15 protein-coding genes are annotated in these 14306 nt (G+C 72.4%); 8 read left to right on the forward strand and 7 right to left on the reverse strand.

Annotated features, from left to right (window positions below):
* Positions 1–27: 27 nt before the first annotated feature.
* Positions 28–1314, reverse strand: a complete 1287-nt coding sequence (locus WHN02_RS09890) for a nicotinate phosphoribosyltransferase (protein WP_434743056.1) — start codon at positions 1312–1314, stop codon at positions 28–30.
* A gap of 126 nt (positions 1315–1440) precedes the next feature.
* Here WHN02_RS09890 and clpS point away from each other — a divergent pair, with 126 nt between their 5' ends.
* The gene (gene clpS, locus WHN02_RS09895; protein ID WP_434743057.1) at positions 1441–1731 is read left to right on the forward strand and encodes an ATP-dependent Clp protease adapter ClpS; all 291 of its coding nucleotides are present in this window, start codon (positions 1441–1443) and stop codon (positions 1729–1731) included.
* Between the two features lie 2 nt (positions 1732–1733).
* The gene (locus tag WHN02_RS09900; RefSeq protein WP_434743894.1) at positions 1734–2231 is read left to right on the forward strand and encodes a DUF2017 domain-containing protein; all 498 of its coding nucleotides are present in this window, start codon (positions 1734–1736) and stop codon (positions 2229–2231) included.
* 147 nt (positions 2232–2378) lie between these two features.
* On the opposite strand, the gene WHN02_RS09905 is transcribed toward WHN02_RS09900, so the two are convergent.
* On the reverse strand, positions 2379–3239 hold the full coding sequence (locus WHN02_RS09905) for an aldo/keto reductase (RefSeq protein WP_434743058.1): 861 nt from the start codon (positions 3237–3239) through the stop codon (positions 2379–2381).
* Between the two features lie 165 nt (positions 3240–3404).
* Between WHN02_RS09905 and WHN02_RS09910 the strand changes: the two genes are divergently transcribed.
* From WHN02_RS09910 to rdgB, 6 genes are all read left to right on the forward strand, one after another.
* The gene (locus tag WHN02_RS09910) at positions 3405–3893 is read left to right on the forward strand and encodes a Mov34/MPN/PAD-1 family protein (RefSeq protein WP_434743059.1); all 489 of its coding nucleotides are present in this window, start codon (positions 3405–3407) and stop codon (positions 3891–3893) included.
* Between the two features lie 65 nt (positions 3894–3958).
* Positions 3959–4321: a MoaD family protein gene (locus WHN02_RS09915; protein ID WP_350895322.1), complete on the forward strand. Its 363-nt coding sequence runs from the start codon at positions 3959–3961 to the stop codon at positions 4319–4321.
* 9 nt (positions 4322–4330) lie between these two features.
* Positions 4331–5296, forward strand: coding sequence for a PLP-dependent cysteine synthase family protein (locus tag WHN02_RS09920; RefSeq protein ID WP_350895321.1), 966 nt, complete (start codon positions 4331–4333; stop codon positions 5294–5296).
* 255 nt (positions 5297–5551) lie between these two features.
* On the forward strand, positions 5552–6298 hold the full coding sequence (locus WHN02_RS09925) for an MBL fold metallo-hydrolase (RefSeq protein ID WP_434743060.1): 747 nt from the start codon (positions 5552–5554) through the stop codon (positions 6296–6298).
* Between the two features lie 121 nt (positions 6299–6419).
* Entirely contained in the window at positions 6420–7148 is a 729-nt protein-coding gene (rph, locus tag WHN02_RS09930; protein WP_434743061.1) for a ribonuclease PH, read from the forward strand.
* A gap of 104 nt (positions 7149–7252) precedes the next feature.
* Positions 7253–7870, forward strand: a complete 618-nt coding sequence (gene rdgB, locus WHN02_RS09935) for an RdgB/HAM1 family non-canonical purine NTP pyrophosphatase (RefSeq protein WP_434743062.1) — start codon at positions 7253–7255, stop codon at positions 7868–7870.
* A 47-nt stretch (positions 7871–7917) separates the two neighbouring features.
* Here the strand turns inward: rdgB and WHN02_RS09940 are convergent, their stop codons facing one another.
* The 5 genes from WHN02_RS09940 to WHN02_RS09960 form a co-directional block, all read right to left on the reverse strand.
* On the reverse strand, positions 7918–8721 hold the full coding sequence (locus WHN02_RS09940) for a hypothetical protein (protein WP_434743063.1): 804 nt from the start codon (positions 8719–8721) through the stop codon (positions 7918–7920).
* 225 nt (positions 8722–8946) lie between these two features.
* On the reverse strand, positions 8947–10482 hold the full coding sequence (gene hutH, locus WHN02_RS09945; RefSeq protein WP_434743064.1) for a histidine ammonia-lyase: 1536 nt from the start codon (positions 10480–10482) through the stop codon (positions 8947–8949).
* A complete protein-coding gene (gene hutI, locus WHN02_RS09950) occupies positions 10479–11663 on the reverse strand; it encodes an imidazolonepropionase (RefSeq protein WP_434743065.1) in 1185 nt (394 codons plus the stop codon). Before hutI ends, hutH begins: the two co-directional genes overlap by 4 nt.
* Complete coding sequence (locus WHN02_RS09955) at positions 11660–13045, reverse strand: formimidoylglutamate deiminase (protein ID WP_434743066.1); 1386 nt, start codon at positions 13043–13045, stop codon at positions 11660–11662. Before WHN02_RS09955 ends, hutI begins: the two co-directional genes overlap by 4 nt.
* Positions 13046–13079: 34 nt before the next feature.
* A complete protein-coding gene (locus WHN02_RS09960; RefSeq protein WP_434743067.1) occupies positions 13080–14300 on the reverse strand; it encodes an allantoate amidohydrolase in 1221 nt (406 codons plus the stop codon).
* Positions 14301–14306 lie beyond the last annotated feature (6 nt).

Consider the following 14306-nt stretch of genomic DNA (forward strand, 5'->3'; position numbering starts at 1 on the left):
GTCTCAGTTTCGACCGGGTGCGCCGCCTCAGCCCCCGGGTACGACGGTGACCGGGATCGCCGGATCCCCGGCGGAGAGCTTCAACCCCTCCCAGGGGATCGAGATGAGGCACTGCCGCAGGTGTTCCCGGGATTCGTCAAGCGACGGCAGGTCGACGGGTTCGCCGTCGGCGACGTACGTCCGCTGCAACAGTCGGTCGTGGGGCCGTTGGTCGGGTACGCCCTGCGTGACCACGATCTCCTCGACGGCGGTGCCGGTCGGCTTGTGACGTCGTACCGCCACCTTCCGGCCGCCGATGGTGGCCTTGTGCTCGGAGCGTTTCACCACCGGCCGCCCCGTGACCTCGACCAGCTTGTAGACGAGGCTGGCGGTGGGGGCACCGGAGCCGGTGACCACGGAGGTGCCGGCGCCGTACATGTCGACGGGCTCGGCGGCCAGCGCGGCGATCGCGTACTCGTCGAGGTCCCCGGAGACGATGATCTTGGTTTCGGTGGCACCGAGGGAGTCGAGCAGTTGCCGGGACTGCTGGGCGATCACCGCCAGGTCCCCGGAGTCGATCCGGACCGCCCGCAGCTGCGGACCGGCCACCTCGATCGCGTTGCGGATGCCCTGACTGATGTCGTAGGTGTCGACGAGCAGGGTGGTGTCCCGCCCCAACGTGGCGACCTGGGAGGCGAAGGCGGTCCGCTCGTCGTCGTGCAGCAGGGTGAAGGCGTGCGCGGCGGTGCCGGCGGTGGGGATGCCGTACCGCTCGCCGGCGGCGAGGTTGGAGGTGAACCGGAACCCGGCCAGGTAGGCGGCGCGGGCGGCGGCCACCGCGGCCTCCTCGTGGGCCCGCCGGGAGCCCATCTCGATGAGCGCCCGACCCCGGGCGGCGGTCACCATCCGGGCCGCCGCGGCGGCCACCGCGCAGTCGTGGTTGAGCACCGACAGGATCAGGGTCTCCAGCACCACGCACTCGGCGAACCCGCCGGAGACGGTGAGGATCGGGGAGCCCGGGAAGAACAGCTCGCCCTCGGCGTACCCCTCGATGTCGCCGGTGAAGCGGTAGTCGGCCAGCCAGGCGGCGGCGGCCTCGTCCACCACCGCGGTACGGCGCAGGAAGTCGACCTCGGCCTCGGAGAAGCGGAAGTCGCGGATCATCTCGATCAGCCGACCGGTGCCCGCCACCACCCCGTAGCGCCGACCGTTGGGGAGTCGACGGCTGAACACCTCGAAGACGCACTGTCGGTCTGCCGTGCCGTCGCGCAGCGCGGCGCTGACCATCGTCAGCTCGTAGTGGTCGGTCAGCAGCGCAGGGCGAAAGGTGCTCACGTCCCCAGCCTAGAGTTCGTCCGCACGTCGTGGTGGAGGGCCCGGTCGCCGGTCGCATTCGGCATTCGCCGGATCACCCGGGGTTCCGGTTCATCGGTTCGCCCGATCCGGTGGCACGATGGTGGCATGGCGGTTCCACAGGTTGCCCCGGTCGAGACGCCGGCCACCGACGCGTTGCCGGAGACCGACCGGCCCTGGGTGACGGTCGTGTGGGACGACCCGGTCAACCTGATGACGTACGTGACATGGGTGTTCCAGAAGCTCTTCGGCTACAGCCGGGAGCGGGCCGAGCAGCTGATGCTCGACGTGCACCACAAGGGGCGGGCGGTGGTCTCCAGCGGGGCCCGGGAACGGATGGAGCACGACGCGTCCCAGCTGCACGCGTACGGCCTGTGGGCGACGGTGGAGCGGTCGTGAGCATGTTCCGCCGCCGGGGCGACCGGTACGTGGCGACCTTCGCCGTCGACGAGGTACGGGTGCTGCACAAGGTCGCCTCCGAGGTGGTCGGGCTGCTCACCGACGGCTTCGACTACTCCGATCCGGTGGTCGGCCGACTCTTCCCCGAGGTCTACCCGGAGGACACCGAGGGCACCGAGGAGTTCCGCCGCTACACCGAGGGCGACCTCAAGACGGCCAAGATCGACCAGGCCGGGGCGATCCTGGCGGCGCTCCCCGACGAGTCCGGTGGCGAGGTACGCCTCGACGCCGAGGCGGCCGAGGCCTGGCTGCGGGCGCTCAACGACGCCCGGCTGGCGATGGGGGTACGGCTGGAGGTCAAGGACGGCACCGACCTGGGCACCGAGCTCGACGACGCGATCGCCGCCGACCCGACCTCCTCGCGAGTGTTCCAACTCTCCGTCTACGCCTATCTCGGATACCTCCAGGAGTCCCTGCTCAACGCCCTCGTCGAGGGGTAGAGGGCGGGACCTCCCCGGACCGACCGGCGCGGGGAGGTGAAGTGCGGCCGTGACGTGCCGGTCGGCCGCTGGTGCGCCGGTCGGGTCCGGGTGGTGGAGGACCGTCCGGTGGTGTGCCGGTCGGGTCCGGATGGGTGGACGCGCCGGTCAGGCCGCGTTGAGGGCGGCGAGTTCCCGCTCGTCGAGGGTCAGGTCACCGGCGGCGGCCGAGTCCTTGATCGTCTCCGGGCGGCTGGCCCCCGGAATCGGCACGACGACCGGGGACAGGGCGAGTTGCCAGGCCAGGCAGACCTGCTGTGGGCTGACCCCGCGTGCCTGCGCGATCTCGGAGAAGGGCCGGAACCGGCCGCCCAGGTCCCCGGCGCGGCCGATGCCGCCCAGCGGTGACCAGGGCAGGAAGGCCAGGCCCAGCTCGGCGCAGAGTCGCAGCTCCTTCTCGCTGCTGCGGAACTCCGGGGAGAACTGGTTCTGGACGGCGGTCAGCCGGTCACCGAGGATGTCGTGGGCCTGGCGGATCTGGTCCGGGTCGGCGTTGGAGATGCCCGCCATCCGGATCTTGCCGGCGTCGGCGAGGTCGCGCAGCGCCCCGATCGACTCCGCGTACGGGACCCGGGGGTCCGGGCGGTGGAACTGGTACAGCCCGATCGCGTCGACGCCGAGCCGGGCCAGGGAGGCGTCGCAGGCCGCCCGGAGGTACTCGGGGGAGCCGTTGAGCCCCCACTCCGACTCGCTGGGACGGGTGTGTCCGCCCTTGGTGGCGACGAGGACGCCCGAGGTGTCCCCGCCGTGGTCGGCCAGGGCCTGGGCGATGAGCGACTCGTTGTGCCCGAAGTCCTGCGAGCCGAGCGAGTACGCGTCGGCGGTGTCGATGAACGTCACCCCGGCGTCGAGCGCGGCGTGGATGGTCCGGACGGATCGGTCGGTGTCGGGCCGACCGGCGATCGACATCGGCATTCCGCCGAGTCCGACCGCTCCGACCTGCACCCCGCCGATGCGGCGTTGCTGCATGTGATCTCCTCACGTCTCGGCTGGCTCTCCGGGTCTGCGTACCCGCCCGACCCGGGGTGGGAAACGAACGCCCCCGGGTCTGGACACGAAGTTTTCCGCCCGGCGGATGGGAAGGTGACGGCAGCCACTTCGGCCTTGGCTCCGGCAGGGGTTACGCTGGGCCACGTGCTGAGCATCGACCGGTCGATCGTCGACGCGATCGTCGCCCACGCGCGTCGTGACCACCCCGACGAGGCGTGCGGCGTGGTCGCCGGCCCCGTGGGCGCCGACACCCCCACCCGGCACATCCCGATGGACAACGCGGCCCGCTCGATGACCTTCTACGAGTTCGACTCGATGGAGCATCTGCGGGTCTGGCGCGAGATGGACGACCGGGACGAGGAGCCGGTGGTCATCTACCACTCGCACACCGCCACCGAGGCGTACCCGTCCCGCACCGACATCTCCTTCGCCGGTGAGCCCGACGCGCACTACCTTCTCGTCTCCACCCGGGAACCGGACACCGAGGAGATCCGCTCGTTCCGGATCGTCGACGGCGTGGTCACCGAGGAGGAGGTCCGGATCCTGGACGCCGCGGTCGACCCGCACGCCGTCCAGTCGTACTTGTTCGGGCAGACCCCGGCGACGGTCGACTACGAGTGTTCGGGCCGCTGACCCTCCAGCACCAGCCCGACCCGTTCCCGTCACCGAAGTCAATCCGATCGAGGAGTCACCCAGTCATGGCCATCGAAGTTCGCATCCCCACCATCCTGCGCAGCTACACCGGCGGCGCGAAGGTCGTCGAGGGATCCGGTGAGACCCTCGCCGACCTGCTGACCGACCTGGACTCGCGGCACGGCGGGATCAAGGGGCGGCTGGTCACCGAGACCGGTGCGCTGCACCGGTTCGTCAACGTCTACGTCAACGACGAGGACGTCCGCTTCCTCGGCGCCCTCGACGCCAAGCTCGCCGACGGCGACAGCGTCACCATCCTGCCCGCCGTGGCCGGTGGTGCGTTCGGGTTCGCGGCGGCGGCGGCGATCGCCTCGTACGCGGCGTCGGTGGCGGGCACGGACGCCCGTCGGCTCTCCGCCACCCGCTGACGGCCCGCCATGGCCAGGTACGAGAGCCTGCTCGACGCCTGTGGCGGTACGCCCCTGATCGGTCTTCCCCGGCTCCGGCCGACGGTGGCCGACGGGGCGCCGCCGGTCCGGCTCTGGGCGAAGCTGGAGGACCGGAACCCGACCGGCAGCATCAAGGACCGGGCGGCCCTGTACATGGTCCGCGCGGCCGAGGCCGCCGGTCGGCTCCGCCCCGGTGACACCATCCTGGAGCCGACCAGCGGCAACACCGGCATCTCGCTGGCCATGGTGGCGAAGCTGCGGGGCTACCGGGTGGTCTGCGTGATGCCGGAGAACGTCTCCGCCGAGCGGGTCCAGCTGCTCCGGATGTACGGCGCGGAGATCATCTTCTCGCCGGCGGCGGGTGGCTCCAACCAGGCGGTGGCGGTGGCCAAGCAGATCGCCGAGGAGCACCCCGACTGGGTGATGCTCTACCAGTACGGCAACGAGGCCAACGCGCGGGCGCACTACGAGACCACCGGCCCGGAGCTGCTGCGGGACCTGCCGACGATCACCCATTTCGTGGCCGGTCTGGGCACCACCGGCACGCTCATGGGGACGGGGCGGTATCTGCGGGAGAAGGTCGAGGGGATCCAGGTCGTCGCGGCTGAGCCCCGCTACGGTGAGCTGGTCTACGGCCTGCGCAACATCGACGAGGGGTACGTCCCCGAGCTGTACGACGCGACGGTGCTGTCCCGCCGTTTCTCCGTCGGCACCCGGGACGCGGTGCTGCGTACCCGGCAGTTGGTCGAGGTGGAGGGGATCTTCGCGGGCTTCTCGACCGGGGCGATCCTGCACGCGGCGTTGGCCGTGGCGCACGAGGCGGTCCGGGACGGCCGCGCCGCCGACGTGGCCTTCGTGGTCTGCGACGGCGGCTGGAAGTACCTGTCCACCGGGGCGTACGGCGGCACCCTCGCCGACGCCGAGGAGGCACTCGAAGGCCAGCTCTGGGCCTGAGCGTTCGGTGGTGGCCCGGTCCGGCGAGTCGCCGGGCCGGGCCGATCGCTGTGTGTGATCGTGGTGGACGGTCAGGGTGACCTGACCGACGAGTCTCGTCGGGCTGGGTGTCGCCTTGGCGACAACTTCCACAAAGTGATTCTTGCTCCGCAAACGTCGGCGTAGGCTGCGCAGCGTGACGTACGCGTCGATGAAGATCATCGGTGGCCCCGAGGCCGGTGTGGTGACTACGGCGCGTGATCGTGGGACGACCGGATGCGCCTGACGGTACTGGGTTGTGCGGGGAGCTTCCCCGGCCCCGAATCCCCCTGCTCCGCCTATCTGGTCGAGGCTGAGGGTTTCCGACTCCTGCTCGACTTCGGCTCCGGCTCGCTCTCCACCCTCCAGCGGTACGTGGGGCTGCACGCCCTGGACGCCATCGTCCTGACCCACCTGCACGGCGACCACATCCTCGACGCCGCGTCGTACGTGGTGGTCCGCCGGTACGCCCCGGACGGCCCCTATCCGGCCCTGCCGGTGTACGCGCCGCCGGGCGCCCCGGACCGGCTCAACGCCGCGTACGGGCAGGACGAGAGCGCCGTCGACGACGTCTACCAGTTCTACGGCCTGCAACCGGGCACCTTCCCGATCGGCCCGTTCACTGTCACAGTCGACCGGGTCAACCACCCCATCGAGACGTACGGGGTGCGGCTGGAGCACGAGGGCCGGGTGCTCTGCTACTCCTCCGACACCGCCCCGTGCGACGCGTTGCTGCGACTGGCTCAGGACGCCGACGTCTTCCTCTGCGAGGCCAGCTACCTCGACGGGGTGGACAACCCGCCGGGTCTGCACCTGACCGGCCGGGAGGCCGGCGAGGCGGCCACCAAGGCGGGGGTGGGTCGACTCCTGCTCACCCACCTGGTGGCGGCCTGGGGGAGCGAGGCGCACACCGTCGAGTCGGCGGTCGGGGCGTACACCGGGCCGCTGGAGGTCGTCCGGGCCGGGGCCTCGTACGACATCTGACCTTCCCGACGACGGCGGGAGTCAGGCCGGTCGGGGCGGGTGGAGGGTCGGCGGGCGACGCCGGGTGTGAACCGGTGACACCCGGGCACGGGTCGATCAACCGACCGCATAGGGTGCAGGGATGGCGCGACCTGACGGGCGGACGCCCGACCGACTCCGACCTGTGACGCTGACCCGGGGCTGGAGCTCCCACCCGGAGGGCTCCGTGCTCGTGGAGTTCGGCGGGACCCGGGTGCTCTGCACCGCCAGCGTCACCGAGGGGGTGCCCCGCTGGCGCAAGGGCTCCGGTCTCGGATGGGTGACCGCCGAGTACGCGATGCTGCCCCGGGCCACCACGACCCGGTCGGACCGGGAGAGCGTACGGGGCAAGGTCGGTGGGCGTACCCACGAGATCTCCCGCCTGATCGGACGGAGCCTGCGGGCGGCGATCGACCTCAAGGCTCTCGGCGAGAACTCGATCGTGCTCGACTGCGACGTGCTCCAGGCCGACGGGGGCACCCGGACGGCGGCGATCACCGGCTCGTACGTGGCGCTCCACGACGCGGTGACCTGGCTGGCCGGGCGCAAGGCCCTGACCGGCAAGGTGGAGAAGGTGATGCACCGGTCGGTGGCCGCGGTCAGCGTCGGCGTGGTCGCCGGCGAGGCCCGGTTGGACCTCGACTACGCCGAGGACGTGACGGCCGAGGTGGACATGAACGTGGTCTGCACCGGCACCGGGGAGTTCGTCGAGGTGCAGGGGACCGGCGAGGCCGGGGTGTTCGCCCGCGAGCAGCTCGACGCCCTGCTCGACCTGGCCGTCGCCGGATGCGTCGACCTGGCCGAGGCCCAACGAAAGGCGCTCTCTCTGTGAGCGCGAGGAGTGAGCCTGCGAGCCCCGCAGTCGCGAACGAAGGTGGTCGAGTGAGCGCGAGGAGTGAGCCTGCGAGCCCCGCAGTCGCGAACGAAGGTGGCCGAGTGAACAAGATCCTGTTGGCGACGCGGAACCGCAAGAAGCTCATCGAGTTGCAGCGGATCCTCGACGGCGCGCTCGGCGCGCACCGGATCGCCCTGCTCGGGCTCGACGACGTCGAGGACTACCCGGAACTGCCGGAGAGCGGCCTGACCTTCGGTGAGAACGCCCTGATCAAGGCGCGGGAGGGGTGCCGGCGGACCGGTCTGCCGACGATCGCCGACGACTCCGGTCTGGCGGTGGACGCGCTCAGCGGGATGCCGGGGGTGTTCAGCGCCCGGTGGGCGGGGCGGCACGGTGACGACCAGGCCAACCTCCAGCTGGTCCTGGACCAGATCGCCGACCTGCCCGACGAGCAGCGCGGGGCGTCGTTCGTCTGCACCGTCGCCCTGGTGCTGCCCGGCGGCAAGGAGCACCTGGTCGACGGCCGCCAGCCGGGTCGGCTGCTGCGGGCTCCCCGGGGCGAGGGCGGGTTCGGGTACGACCCGATCTTCCTCGGTGACGGACAGGACCGGACCAACGCCGAGCTGACCCCGCAGGAGAAGGACGCGATCAGCCACCGGGGTAAGGCGCTGCGCGAGTTGGCGAAGCTGGTGGCGAAGGTGCTTCCGCCGGTGGCGTGAGAGTTGCGGGGCAGGGCCGGTCCTGCCCCGCAACGGACCCCCGGCCCCTAACGGGACCGGTTCTGCCCGGCCTCCAGGGTAGTCTCGTACCCGTTGCCGAGGCTGCTCGTCGCCGAGTTGCTCTGCGAGGGGTCGTGGTCGCCGGGCGCGCTGATCGCTGCCACGGTCGCCACCATCTGGATCGACTCCAGCATCGCCTCGATCTCGAATCCCGACCCGCCGTCGCGCTTGCGGCGTCGTCGCTCCTCGCGGAGCTGTTCCTCGCGTTCCTCGCGGAGTTCCTCTTCCCGTTCCTCGCGAAGCTCCTCCTCCCGCTCCTCCTCCAGCCGTTCCTCCAACTCCTCCTCTCGTTCGGCGAGGAGTTCCTGCTCCCGCTCCTCGGTCAGCTCCTCCAGTTCCAGGTCCTTGTTGCGGCGGTCGTTGCGTTTGACGGTGGCCAGGGTCTCGTAGAAGTAGCTGAGGGCAGCCTCGATCTGCCCCAGGGACTCGGTGCGGCGTACGGAGTACGAGGCGTTCCAGGGTTCACAGCGGACTGTGTGCACCTGCATCAGCTGTGTGTGGAACAGGTTCTCCCGGGCGGCGTACAGGGCGGCTGTCAGCTCCGGGTCGGCGTCGGGCCAGTTCGCCTCGACGTCGATGTCGTAGATCGCCATCGCTGGGATCTGCCACCCGGAGGCGTCGATCGTCGTGGACTGTCCGTCCTCGAAGACGATCACGAACTCGTAGCCGTCGTCGACGGGGCGCAAGAACGAGTAGTCAACCCGCGCCTTGAGGCGGTCCAGGACCTCCTGGTCGTCGAGGACCGGTAGCTCGGCGTTCGGGTCCTGCGGCGCGGGGTCGGTGGGCTGCACGAGAGACGCTCCTCACGGTCGGCGAGTGACTGAACCCTCATTAACGTCACCGACCCGCCGCCGGTTCACTGATTCGTGAATCAAGAGCAACCTGTTGTTCCAACCCTTCGTCCCCGGTCCCACCTGCGGCGGCGTACTCCCGCAGCACTGAGCCGGACCGGGTCGATGGGCCAGTCGACACGGCAGTTGCCGCCACCGGTCCCCCGGTCGGGAACCGGCAGTCGTTCAGGCGAGGGGGCCGACCTCCCGCTCGATCGAGTGCAGCAGGTCGGGGCCGCGCACCACCTGTCGGGCGGTCTCCAGGACCGGGGCGAGGAAGACGTCCGGGCCGGGGTCGCCCAACACCTCGCCGAGCGCGGCCAGCGCCGCCCGACCGGCCGGTGACGGGACCAGCGGGGCGCGCAGCTGCAATCCGCGTACGGCGGCGAGCAACTCCACCGCGAGCAGGCTGGTCAGGTTGTCCAGGACGGTGCGGAGCTTCTTGGTCGCCGCCCACCCCATCGACACGTGGTCCTCCTGCATGCCGCTGGTGGGCAGCGAGTCGACCGAGGCCGGGGCGGCCAGCCGTCGGTTCTCCGCGACGATCCCGGCGGCGGTGTACTGGGCGATCATCAGCCCGGAGTTGACCCCGGGGTCGGGGGAGAGGAACGCCGGGAGGTCCCGGTTGCGGGCCACGTCGAGCAGCCGGTCCACCCGGCGTTCGGCTATCGCCCCGACCTCGGCGGCGGCGATGGCCAGGTAGTCGGCGGCGAACCCGAGCGGGGCGCCGTGGAAGTTGCCAGTCGACTCGACCCGCCCGTCGGGAAGGACCACCGGGTTGTCCACCACGGAGAGCAGCTCCCGCCCCGCAATGGTCCGGACGAAGTCGAGGGTGTCCCGGGCCGCCCCGGCGACCTGCGGGGCACACCGCATCGAGTACGCGTCCTGGACGGCGTGGGCCAGGTCGTCGCGGTGCGAGTCCATCACCCGGGAGCCCTGGAGAAGTCGGTGGATGTTGGCCGCCGAGACGGCCTGCCCCGGGTGCGGGCGGATGCTGTGCAGCTCGGGCAGGAACGGCCGTTCGGAACCGAGCATCGCCTCGATCGCCAGGGCGGCGGTCACGTCGGCCATCGTGAACAGGTGCCCGGCGTCGTGCCCGGCGAGCAGCAGCATGCCGAGCATCCCGTCGGTGCCGTTGATCAGGGCCAGCCCCTCCTTGGCGGCCAGCTCGACCGGGACCAGTCCGGCGGCGTGCAGGGCGTCGGCGGCGGGCACCCGCTCACCGGTGGGCCCGAGGACCCAACCCTCGCCGAGCAGGGCCAGCGCGCAGTGGGCCAGCGGGGCCAGGTCGCCGGAGGCGCCGAGCGATCCGTGCTCCGGGACCCACGGGGTGATCGAGTGGTTGAGCAGGTCGACCAGGCCCTCGGCGACCACCGGGCGGACCCCGGACCGGCCCAGCGCCAGGGAGCGTACGCGCAGCAGCATCATCGCCCGGACCACCTCCCGGGGCATCGGTGCGCCGATGCCTGCGGCGTGCGAGCGGATCAGGGCGTGTTGCAACTCGGCCCGGCGCTCCGGGGCGACGAACGTGTTCGCCAGCGCCCCGAAGCCGGTGGAGACCCCGTACACCGGACGGCCGGCTGCCTCGATTCCGTCCACTATGGCCCGGCTGGTCGCCATGGCGGCCACGGCGGCGGGGTCGATCGCCACCGGGGCGTCGGCGCGGGCCACGGCGAGGACGTCGTCGGGGGTGACCCCGGTGGGCTGGACGATCACTGTCATCGGGGTACTCCGTCGTGCAGGACCTTGCGGATCAGTGGAACACCCGGCCGGTACGCCAGGTGCAGGTGGGAGGGGGCGTCGAGGATCACCAGGTCGGCCCGGGAGCCGACCCGCAGCCGACCGACGTCGTCCCGGCGCAGGGCCTGCGCCCCGCCGGCAGTCGCCGCCCAGACCGCCTCGGCCGGGGTCATCCCCATCTCGCGTACGGCCAGGGCGATGCAGAACGCCATCGACGAGGTGTACGACGATCCCGGGTTGCAGTCGGTGGCCAGCGCCACTGTCACACCCGCGTCGAGCAGCCGCCGGGCGTCCGGGTACGGCGACCGGGTGGAGAACTCCGCCCCGGGCAGGAGGGTGGCGACGGTGGTGGTGCCGGACCCGTCCGGCCGGGCGGTGCCCGCCAGCGCGTCGACGTCGGCGTCGTCGAGGTGGGTGCAGTGGTCGACGCTGGCCGCCCCCGCCGCCACCCCCAACCGCACCCCCGGCCCCGGGCCGAGCTGGTTGGCGTGCACGCGTACGCCCAGGCCGAGGGCCTGCCCGCTGGTGAGGACCGCCCGGGCCTGGTCGGCGTCGAAGGCACCCCGTTCACAGAACACGTCGATCCACTTGGCGTACGGGGCGGCGGCCCGCACCATCGGCCCGCAGACCAGCTCGACGTAGTCGTCGGGGCGGTCGGCGTACTCGGCGGGGACCACGTGGGCACCGAGGAAGGTGGTCTCCGTCGTGGACTCCGCGGCGATCCGCAGGGATCGGGCCTCGTCGGCGACGGTGAGCCCGTACCCACTCTTGATCTCGATCGTGGTGGTGCCCTGCCGCAGCGCCTCGTCCCGCAGCCGGGCGACGGTGGCGCGCAGCTGCGCGTCGGAGGCGGCCCGGGTCGCGCCGACGGTGGTCCGGATGCCACCCCCGGTGTACGCCTGCCCGGCCATCCGCGCCGCGAACTCGGCCGCCCGGTCCCCGGCGAAGACCAGGTGGGCGTGGCTGTCCACGAACCCGGGCAGGACGGCGGCCCCACCGGCGTCGATCCGCCGGTCGGCGGCTGGGGCGTCGGCGACCGACCCGACCCAGGCCACCCGTCCCCCCTCGACCAGGAGGGCGGCGTCCCGGCGGATCCCCAGCGGGCCGTCGGTCCCGTCGTTGGTGACCAGCTCACCGATGTCGTCGACGAGCAGGGTGCTCATCGGGTGACCTGCTCGATCGCGGCCCGCAGCTCGACCGGGACGTCGACGAGCAGGTGCCTGCCGTCGGCGACCACCTGTCGCCCGTCGACCACCACCTGCGTGACGTCGGCCGCGGTGGCAGCGAAGAACACCCCCACCGGTGGGACACCGGCGGTCCGGGCGCCGTCCCGCCGGACCGTCACCAGGTCGGCGCGCGCGCCGACGGCGATCCGACCGGCGTCGCCCCAGCCCAGCGCGGTGTGGCCGGTGACCCCGGCCGCCTCCAGTAGGGCCGCCGGCGTGAAGTGGCCGCGCCGTCTGGTGCGCAGCCGCTCGTCCAGCTCCACCGCGCGGGCCTCCTCGAACGGGTCGACGACGGCGTGGCTGTCGCTGCCCAGGCTGAGCGGGATCCCGAGGTCCGCCATCCGGTGGGCCGGGCCGATCCCGTCGGCCAGGTCCCGTTCGGTGGTGGGGCAGAGGCAGACCCCGCTGTCGGTGCCGGCCAACAGGTTCAGGTCGGCGCTCGTCGGATGGGTGGCGTGCACTGCTGTGGTGTGCGGTCCGAGGACCCCGTGGTCGGCGAGCAACCGGGCCGGAGTCCGCCCGTGCACCGCCCGACAGGCGTCGTTCTCGGCGGGCTGCTCGGAGAGGTGGACGTGCAGCGGGGCGGTGTGCCGGGCCGCCCACTCGGCCACCGTGGCGAGCTGGTCGGCGGGGACCGCCCGGACCGAGTGCACCGCCGCACCGACCCGGACCCGGGGGTCCGCCCCCTCCGCCTGCGACCCGGGAGGCGGTGACGGGGTGAACGCGGACACCCGCTCGGCCCACCGTTGCGCGTCGCCGTCGCCGAACCGCAGCTGCGGCCCGGTCAACGGCGCACCGTCGACGGTGGCGCTCAGGTAGCAGGTGTCCAGCAGGGTCAGCCGGATCCCGGCCTGGGTGGCGGCCTCGACCAGGGCCGCACCCATCGCGTTCGGGTCGTCGTACCGGGCGCCGCCCGGCCCGTGGTGCAGGTAGTGGAACTCGCCGACGGCGGTGATCCCGGCCAGCGCCATCTCTGCGTACGTCGCCCGGGCCAGGGCCAGGTAACTCTCCGGGTCCAGCCGTTCGGCGACCGCGTACATCTGCTCCCGCCACGTCCAGAAGTCCCCCCGCCCGCCGTGGGTACGCCCCCGCAGCGCCCTGTGGAAGGCGTGCGAGTGGGCGTTGGCCAGGCCGGGCAGGGTCACCCCGGGCAGGCGTACCGCGTCGGGGTGCACCTCGACCCCGGCGACGGGTCCCCCGCCCAACAACGGGGTGACCGCCGTGAAGAGGCCCTCGTCGGCCTCGATCAGCACGTCGGGGGTGGGCTCGTCGCGGCCGGGCAACCAGGCGTACTCGGCCAGCCATCTGGTGACTGTCATCGGCGGCGGCTCCTGTCGGGCGGGGTGGTCCGGGTCATCGGCTGGTCAACTCCGTCAACACCCGGGCCAGGGCGGTGACCCCGGCGGCGCAGTCCGCGTCGGTCGCCGCCTCGGCGGGGGAGTGCGACACGCCGGTCGGATTGCGGACGAACAGCATCGCCGTCGGCAGCCGCCCGGCCAGCACCCCCGCGTCGTGACCGGCCCCGGTGGGCAGCACCGGGGCGTCGAGCAGCGTGGCCAGCCGGGCGCCGAGCCCGTCGTCGAAGGCGACGAGGGGGGTGACCGACTCCTCCGTGCAGGTGACCCGGGTGCCGTCGCGGCGGGCCCGCTCACCGGCCTTGGCCCGGACCGCCTCGACCAGCCCGGCGAGGGTCTCCTGGTCGGCGGCGCGGGCGTCCAGCCACCCGGTCACCGTCGTCGGGATCGCGTTCGTCGCGTTGGGGGCCACCCGCACCCGACCCACCGTGGCGTGGGCACCCCGGGTCCGGGCCTCCTTGTTCGCCGCGAGGACGGTGAACGCGCAGGTGAGCATCGGGTCACGTCGGTCGGTCATCAGGGTCGTACCGGCGTGGTTGCCCTCGCCGTGGAAGTCCAGCCGCCACCTGCCGTGCGGCCAGATCGCGGTGGCCACCGCGACGGGCGCGTCCCGGTCGACGAGGGCCCGACCCTGCTCGACGTGCAGCTCCACGAAGGACGAGAAGCCGGCCAGCAGGTCGGGGCGGGCGCCCACCGGCCGGTCGCCCAGCGCCTCGGCGAGGCTCACCCCGTCGGCGTCGCGCAGCCCGGTCGCCCGCTGCGGGTCCATCGTCCCGGTGAGCAGCCGCGACCCCAGACAGGGTACGCCGAAACGCGCCCCCTCCTCCTCGGCGAACGCGGCCACCACCAGGGGGCGCGGTGGGGTGACCCCGGCGTCGCGCAGCTCGTCCACGGCGAGGAACGCGCTGACGATGCCGAGCGGCCCGTCGTACGCCCCGCCGTGCGGGACCGAGTCGAAGTGGCTTCCGGTCAGGACGGCGTCACCGGCGTCCGCCGGACCCCACCTGGCGAAGAGGTTGCCGTTGCCGTCGTCGGTGACCGGCATGTCCCGCCGCTCGGCCTGCCTCCGGAACCAGTCGCGGAGCGCCACCTCGGGTTCGGTGAACGCGTACCGCAGGTAGCCGCCGGTGGTGGCGTCCCGCCCGATCGGCGCGATCTCGTCCCACAGCGCCCGGAACCGGTCCGGAAGGGGTCCTCTCAGTACAGGATCCGTCGACAAGGGGAG

The sequence above is a fragment of the Micromonospora sp. SH-82 genome (assembly GCF_051132485.1).
Taxonomy (GTDB): domain Bacteria; phylum Actinomycetota; class Actinomycetes; order Mycobacteriales; family Micromonosporaceae; genus Micromonospora.

Excerpts from the sequence above, each read along its gene's own strand:
- WHN02_RS09955 (WP_434743066.1), bottom strand. The coding sequence starts at position 13,045 with ATGACAGTCACCAGATGGCTGGCCGAGTACGCCTGGTTGCCCGGCCGC.
- WHN02_RS09900 (WP_434743894.1), top strand. The coding sequence starts at position 1,734 with ATGTTCCGCCGCCGGGGCGACCGGTACGTGGCGACCTTCGCCGTCGAC.
- rph (WP_434743061.1), top strand. The coding sequence starts at position 6,420 with ATGGCGCGACCTGACGGGCGGACGCCCGACCGACTCCGACCTGTGACG.
- clpS (WP_434743057.1), top strand. The coding sequence starts at position 1,441 with ATGGCGGTTCCACAGGTTGCCCCGGTCGAGACGCCGGCCACCGACGCG.
- hutI (WP_434743065.1), bottom strand. The coding sequence starts at position 11,663 with ATGAGCACCCTGCTCGTCGACGACATCGGTGAGCTGGTCACCAACGAC.
- WHN02_RS09925 (WP_434743060.1), top strand. The coding sequence starts at position 5,552 with ATGCGCCTGACGGTACTGGGTTGTGCGGGGAGCTTCCCCGGCCCCGAA.
- hutH (WP_434743064.1), bottom strand. The coding sequence starts at position 10,482 with ATGACAGTGATCGTCCAGCCCACCGGGGTCACCCCCGACGACGTCCTC.
- WHN02_RS09915 (WP_350895322.1), top strand. The coding sequence starts at position 3,959 with ATGGCCATCGAAGTTCGCATCCCCACCATCCTGCGCAGCTACACCGGC.
- WHN02_RS09920 (WP_350895321.1), top strand. The coding sequence starts at position 4,331 with ATGGCCAGGTACGAGAGCCTGCTCGACGCCTGTGGCGGTACGCCCCTG.
- WHN02_RS09905 (WP_434743058.1), bottom strand. The coding sequence starts at position 3,239 with ATGCAGCAACGCCGCATCGGCGGGGTGCAGGTCGGAGCGGTCGGACTC.